The sequence below is a fragment of the Rubritepida flocculans DSM 14296 genome (assembly GCF_000425365.1).
GTDB lineage: Bacteria > Pseudomonadota > Alphaproteobacteria > Acetobacterales > Acetobacteraceae > Roseococcus > Roseococcus flocculans.
The window spans coordinates 1-5,953 of the sequence record NZ_AUDH01000058.1 but is presented as its reverse complement, the minus strand read 5'-3'; the positions used below and the strand labels follow the sequence as shown (position 1 = coordinate 5,953).

9 protein-coding genes are annotated in these 5,953 nt (G+C 74.5%); all 9 read right to left on the bottom strand.

Translation table 11 applies throughout. The features are described 5' to 3' along the window. Positions 1-735, bottom strand: a 735-nt coding sequence (locus tag H596_RS0118680) for a phage tail tube protein (RefSeq protein ID WP_037302059.1), incomplete at its 3' end; no start/stop codon positions are given. Between the two features lie 34 nt (positions 736-769). Next, the gene (locus H596_RS0118675) at positions 770-1,216 is read right to left on the bottom strand and encodes a hypothetical protein (RefSeq protein ID WP_027286162.1); all 447 of its coding nucleotides are present in this window, start codon (positions 1,214-1,216) and stop codon (positions 770-772) included. Then, positions 1,213-1,941, bottom strand: a complete 729-nt coding sequence (locus H596_RS0118670) for a DUF6441 family protein (RefSeq protein ID WP_027286161.1) — start codon at positions 1,939-1,941, stop codon at positions 1,213-1,215. Before H596_RS0118670 ends, H596_RS0118675 begins: the two co-directional genes overlap by 4 nt. Next, complete coding sequence (locus tag H596_RS0118665; RefSeq protein ID WP_027286160.1) at positions 1,938-2,258, bottom strand: phage holin family protein; 321 nt, start codon at positions 2,256-2,258, stop codon at positions 1,938-1,940. The genes H596_RS0118670 and H596_RS0118665 overlap by 4 nt, the downstream gene beginning before the upstream one ends. Positions 2,259-2,266: 8 nt before the next feature. Then, positions 2,267-2,575 carry a head-tail joining protein gene (locus H596_RS0118660; protein WP_027286159.1) on the bottom strand — a complete coding sequence of 103 codons (309 nt, stop codon included), beginning with the start codon at positions 2,573-2,575 and terminating at the stop codon, positions 2,267-2,269. Positions 2,576-2,737: 162 nt separating this feature from the next. Further along, entirely contained in the window at positions 2,738-3,130 is a 393-nt protein-coding gene (locus H596_RS24015; RefSeq protein WP_156910194.1) for a hypothetical protein, read from the bottom strand. Next, entirely contained in the window at positions 3,127-3,525 is a 399-nt protein-coding gene (locus H596_RS0118645) for a M15 family metallopeptidase (RefSeq protein ID WP_027286157.1), read from the bottom strand. Before H596_RS0118645 ends, H596_RS24015 begins: the two co-directional genes overlap by 4 nt. Next, positions 3,525-3,875: a DUF2190 family protein gene (locus tag H596_RS0118640; RefSeq protein WP_027286156.1), complete on the bottom strand. Its 351-nt coding sequence runs from the start codon at positions 3,873-3,875 to the stop codon at positions 3,525-3,527. Before H596_RS0118640 ends, H596_RS0118645 begins: the two co-directional genes overlap by 1 nt. An 89-nt stretch (positions 3,876-3,964) precedes the next feature. Next, positions 3,965-5,953 (bottom strand): prohead protease/major capsid protein fusion protein (locus H596_RS24275; protein ID WP_027286155.1); only part of this gene is annotated, 1,989 nt, incomplete at its 5' end.

Below are 5,953 nucleotides of genomic sequence, written 5' to 3'. Positions count from 1 at the left end.
CTGCGCCTGGGTCAGCAGCGTGGTGTCCGCGAAGCGCGCGGTGATCTGGCCGGTGGCGCGCGCGATGCCGGGGTCCACGCCCTCGACCTTCCGGTCGGCGCGGATGGTGCGCACCATCTCCATGCCGTTCGCGTAAGTGAGCCGCGCGCCGGTCACCTGGGCGAGCGCGGAGCCGTTGCGGCTGATCGCCCCCTGCGCCTTGTGGAAGGCGGTGTAGGCGGCGCTGGTCGGCGTGCCGCCGGCGCTCGTGCCGCCGCGCGTCGAGCCCTGGCCCATCAGCCCGAAGGTCGCGGTGGCGGGACCCGTGGGTGAGAAGTCGATCTCCAGCGTGTCGGCGCGCACGCCGGTGCAGAGATCGTAGTTCGGCACATCCGGATAGCCGATCTCGATGCTGTTGGACGGCAGCGCCGCGGCGCCCGAGCCGAAGCTGTGGACGAAGTCCGGGCTGGTGCCGGTGGTGGTCGGCGGGCCGAGCAGCAGCCGCAGCCAGTGGCCGATATTGACCAGGTCGACCGGCACGACAGCCTGGCCCTGCACCGTGACGGTGTCGAGGAAGGGCGCGGCCGGATCGCGGCTGCTGCCCACGCCGATGACGTCGGCATCGAGCAAGGGCTGCTCGGCGCCGAGGTCGCAGGAGAGGAAGGGCAGGCGCCGCCAGTCGCCCGCGGGCGCGGTGCCGTAGGTCGCCTCGGGGATCATGAGCAGACGGCAATTGGCGCCGATGGCACGGGGCATCGGAGATCTCCGGGATCAGCGGGAGGGAGAAGCGTCAGGCCAGCGGCGAGCCGGCGACGGTGAAGAACAGCGCGACGGGGACAGATGCGGCGCGGGCGGCCGCGGCGCCCTCGAACTCGACGTCCTCGAAGTCGGGCGCGCCAGGCTGGACCCACTCCACTGCGCCACCGAGGGTGCGGTCGGCGGTGATCGCGGCGGCGATGTCCACCAGCAGCGCGTCGAGCAGGGCGCTCCTCGCCGCCGGCGTCGCGCCGCCGACGGTGACTTCGACCTCGGCGCGGTGCTCGATCGCCCAGGCCAGCGGCGACAGGATCGCCGTCTCCTCGACGGTCTCCCCATCGCGCAGGACGACCAGCCCACCGGGCGGCAGGCGCTGCGGCACGACTTCGCCGCGCAGGACCAGAGGTGCCGGGTTCCTGCCGGCCAAGGCGGTGCCGAGCTGACTTTGCAGTGCCGCGATGGCGGCCTCCCGTACGCTCACGGCGCCACCCTCCCGCTCTCGCGTTCCCAGGCCGCCACGAACCGCCCGGGCAGCCGGCGCAGGCCGCGCTCGGCGGCCCCCTTCACGTCCAGCCGCTTGGCGAGCTTCACCTGCGGCAGCAGCAGGAACATCGGCACCATGCCGCGCTGGAGCATGCCGCGCGCCCAGGCCTCGCGCCCCTTGCGGTTCGCGGTGCCGATCTCGGCGAGGCCGCCGGCGATCAGGCGGGTGCGGCGGCGCCGCCCGGTCTGCTCGCCCTGCCGCAGCGGCAGGCACCAGACGAAGCCGCGGCCGGAGCGGAACGGACGGAGGAAGCCCTGGCCCGAGGCGACCATCTGCGCCGGCGTCACCCGCAAGCCCTTCTCTCCGCGGCCGCGGCGTCCCCGCGCCGCGTTGAAGCCGGTCGGGATCGCCAGGAACTTGCGCCCGCCCCTGGCGCGGATCAGCGCGCCGCGCTCGAAGGCGTCGATGACGTTCGGCACCTTGGTCCACACCAGGCCGGCGGGCCGCAGCGACTGCCCCGTGCGGGGAAAGACCTGCGAGCGCCAGGCATTGGCGATCCCCCGCGCATTGCCGCCGAAGCTGCTGGTGACCTGCCGCCGCAGCTCCTGCTTGACCTGCTCCGTCTCGGCGCGGATCGCCGTCATCGCCGCGCGCTCGCCGGCACGGACCTCGGCGGCGAGCTGCCGGCGCAGGTCGCCGAGGATGGTGGCGGCCAGCCTCACGGCGTGCCGCCGCCCGGCGGCAGGCCGGTGCGGTGGCGGATGATGGCAACGGCGAGGTCGTGCAGCGCCGCCTGGCCGAGGTAGCCGAACACGAAGGCGAAGAGGAAGCGGCCGTACTCGTTGAACTCGAGGAAGCCGCCGAGGGCATAGCCGGCGCTGCCAAGCAGCGCCGCGGAGGGCACCTCCCAGGCGAGGCACCAGCCGAAGCGCCGGCGCTCGGGATTGTTCCAGCGCACGAAGCCACCGGCGAGGCCGGCCGCGGCGCCGAGCAGCAGGTCGCGCAGGATCTCCAGCAGGGTGAGGGCGTTCTGCGGCATGGGGGCTCCTATCGCTGGCAGAGCACGCGCCAGGTGGTGCCGGAGGCGTCGCGCTCGGCGTGGCTGACGGTGAGCAGGTCGGGGCCGAGGGTGAAGCTGTCGCCGGCGGCGAGGTCGGGCAGGACGGCGATGGGAACCGAGAGGATGTCCGTCGCCGAGAGGATCTCGGTCCCGAAAGCATCCGCCACGCGGTCGGGCGACGACCGCAGGACGCGGAGACTTATCGGCGCGCCAACACCGCCCTGCCGGTAGACGGCGTCCACCCCGAGGTTCGGATCGGCGACCAGCACGGCCATCGCCTCCGCGAAGGCGTTCACCGCTCGTCCCCGTCGGCGGGGTTGAGCCGCCGCACCGCGGCGAGCCGCCCCGCGCAGTCGGCGTGGGCGGCGTCATAGGCCAGCAGCAGCTCCGCTACCTGGCCCTGCGTGAGGTGATCCGTGGCCGGAAGCGCCGGCGCCGGGGCGCAGACCAGCAGCGCGTCAGGGAGGCGGAGCGGCAGCAGCCGGATCTCCGGCGCTGCGGCTGGCGCGCAGGCGCTCGACAGCAGCGCGCAGCACAGGGGCAGCGCCGGCGGCATGGCTCGGGTCACGGCGGAGGACCTCCAGGTTGGCGCCGAGGCGGGCGGCCTGGGCACGGGCGCGCTCGGCCTCGCCGATTAGGGCGGCGATCTGGCGCGCGTGCTCGGCGGTGGCGCGGGCCAGCGCCGCCGCATTGGCCTCAGCGGTGCGCGTGGCCGTCGCGGCATCCAGGCGGGCGGCGTCGCGCTGCGACCGGAAGTGCCAGGCAGCCGTGACGGACAGCAGGATTGCTGCCGCGAGCCCAATCGGCAGCGCATGGCGCCCGAGCACGGCGAGGATGGTCGCACCGGTCACGGGTACGCCCTGCGGTCGAGCTCGAAATGCGGTCCGTCGCGGAAGGAGGTCCAGTCGCCGCCCCAGACGATCGGCACGCCGAGCGCCTTGGCCGCAGCCTTCATCGCCGCGCCGAGCTGCTCGTACAGGCTCCAGTCCCAGCGGATCTCGCCCTGCTCCACGGCGCCGTCGCCGTCGTCGAGCCAGTAGGCGAGATCGACGGCGTGGCCGGTTACGTGCCGGCTGTCCATCGTGCGCGAGGCGCCGATCGCGACCAGCCGGGCCTGGCGCTCGCGGGAGCGCAGCCCTTCCGTGACGATGAAGGGCACCGCCAGGCGGGCCCGTTCGACGACGCGCACCAGGTCGCGGTGCACGCCCGCGAGGCGCGCGCGATCGCGCGCCAGGAGCGCGGCCATCACGCCCCCGAGGCCGGCACGCGCGCCAGCATCACCCGCACCGTGGCGTCGGCGGCGAGCGCCGCGACGGTGCAGAGCCCGACCTGGAAGTTGCCGGTGGCGGTGGTGGTGATGCGGCGGTTGGCGTCGTCCCAGAACACCCGCGCGCCCGGGCTGATGGCGAGCGCGGGCTCCTTGGGCAGCTCGAACTCGCCGCGGGTCTCGCACTCGACGCTGGCGTTCTGGGCGGCGTCCGATGCGGCGACGCCGAAGAAGGCGCCGACCAGCAGGCCCTGGCCGGCGAGGATGCCGCCCGCGTAGGGCACCACCATCGGGATGGAGCGCGCGTCGGGACGGAGGCAGTTGCGCATGGAAGGGTCTCCTGAAAGCGCGCAGGGCGCCGACCGGCTCTTCGGCGGCGCCCTGGCGCGATACAGACGGGAAGGACGGCGCGGCGGGATCAGGTGCCCGGGTTGAACCAGGCGCCGCGCCAGTCGATGGCGCCGACGCCGAAGTCGAAGATCACGCTGACCTCAACCCCGTCGGCGCCCTGCACCGGGCCGGTCGTCACCTGCGGCCCCTCGGCGCCGTTGAGGTAGCCGTAGACATAGACCGGCGCCGCGAGCGGGTCGGAGAACAGGTACCAGCGGTTGGCCGGGATCAGCGGCTCGATCACCGGCTGCACGAAGCCGGCGAAGACGTTCGCCTTGCCGATCTCGCTCGCCTGCACGACCACCGTCGCCTGGCGGGCGGCGAGTTCGAGGTTCGGGCCGACCAGCAGGCGCATGGTCTGGCCCATCGAGATCGGCAGGCCGTCCAGCGTGCGCTGTTTCATGATCGCGGTGCGGCCGGCGCCGATGGTGGTGGTGTCGAGCACCGTGCCGGTGCTGGCCTTGTTGGCCCGCGCGGCGCCGGTGGCGAAGACGGGGGCGCTGCCGGTGGTCAGCGTCGGGCCGTCGCCATTGGCGCTGTTCATCAGGTTGTAGGCGGTGGCGTTCTCGAACTCGGCGACGCGGCGGCCGATCGCGGCGGCGAAGTCGGTGAAGGCGCCGAGGTCGTCGTTGACCAGCATCGGCCGCGTGACGCGGATGCGCCGCGCGAAGGTCTGCAGCAGCACGATCTCCTGGCTCTCGGACATGGTGCCGACCTGGATCTCGCCGTTCTCGGCGAGCGGCAGCAGGGTCGGGAAGTCGCCGACGCGGAGATGCCGGTGCGGCTTGAAGTCGCGGAAGTCGCGCCGGAGGAAGACCTGCCGATAGGTCGGCTGCGCCGGCTGGTAGGCGGCGAGCAGCATCTTGTTGGCCGCCGCGGCGAGCAGCAGCGGGAAGTCCGAGCTGGTGTGGAAGGCGCGCTCGGCGAGCAGCGTCGGGTTGCGGGGCACGCTCCGCTCGCCGCGGGCGCGCAGCAGCTCGCCGATCATGTCGGAGGGACGCCAGCCCATGAACTCGGCGTGGCGCCCGGAACCTTGGGGCTGGTAGCCGGGCATGGCGCGGGCGGCGAGCGCCTCGGCCATGGCATCGAGGATCTGCGCCGGGTCGTCGTGGCTCGGGCCGGTTTCGGGGCGGGCGGGGATGGACGGCCGCGGCCCCTGCGCCACCAGGGCGTCGAACAGGGCGCGCCGGGCCTGGTCGCCGGTCCAGCCCTGGGCGATGGCCTCAGCGCGGATCGGGGTGATGCGTTCCGCCGGCAGCAAGGCGCGGGCGGCCTCCACGGCGGCGTCGATGCCGGCGATGCGCGCGCGCTCGGCGCGCTGGGCCTCGGCGCGGACCGCGTCGAGGTCGTGCGCCGGCACGGCCGGTGCGGGCGCGGCGCGGGTCGGCTCGGGCGGCGTGGTCGGCGCGGGGCTGGTGGTCACGGTGGTCTCCTGGGGCGGGCTGGACGCCGACGCAGCGGGCGGCGCCGACGGGGCAGCAGCCGGGGTCTCCGGCGTCGTCTCGGGCATGGGTGGGTCCTCGTCAGGCAGGGCGGGTTCAAGGGCGATGGCGGGCGCGCCCTGCGCCGCCTCACCGCGCACTGCCGCATCGCGGTCCACCGGGACCGGCACGACGGAGATCTCGAAGGGCTCCCAGTCCACCGCGCGGTGGATCATCTCGCCGGTGGCGGGATCGGGCCGCGGCTCGTAGCGGTGCACGCGATAGCCGACGCTGACCGCCCGCAGCGTGCCGTCGGCGATGCGCTGCCAGACCGGCTCGACGTCGGCGGCGGCGCTGAACTGCAGCGTGGCGTAGCCGCGGCCGCGCTCGAGGCGGGCGGCGGTGACGCGGCCGAGCACGTCGCGCGCGCCGCCGCGGCGGTGGGTGTCGAGCACCGGGGCGCGGCCGGAGCGCAGCGCCTCCATCCGCACCGCGTTCGGCGACATCTCCAGCTCCTCGGTGATCAGGCCGAGGGCCGGGACGAAGTTGCGGGCGCGGGCACCCGTCGACCACACCACCTCGACGGTGCGCGCGGC

Coding starts and splice junctions, on each gene's coding strand:
- H596_RS0118665 (WP_027286160.1), bottom strand. CDS start 2,258: ATGCCGCAGAACGCCCTCACCCTGCTGGAGATCCTGCGCGACCTGCTG.
- H596_RS0118645 (WP_027286157.1), bottom strand. CDS start 3,525: ATGGCCGCGCTCCTGGCGCGCGATCGCGCGCGCCTCGCGGGCGTGCAC.
- H596_RS0118640 (WP_027286156.1), bottom strand. CDS start 3,875: ATGCGCAACTGCCTCCGTCCCGACGCGCGCTCCATCCCGATGGTGGTG.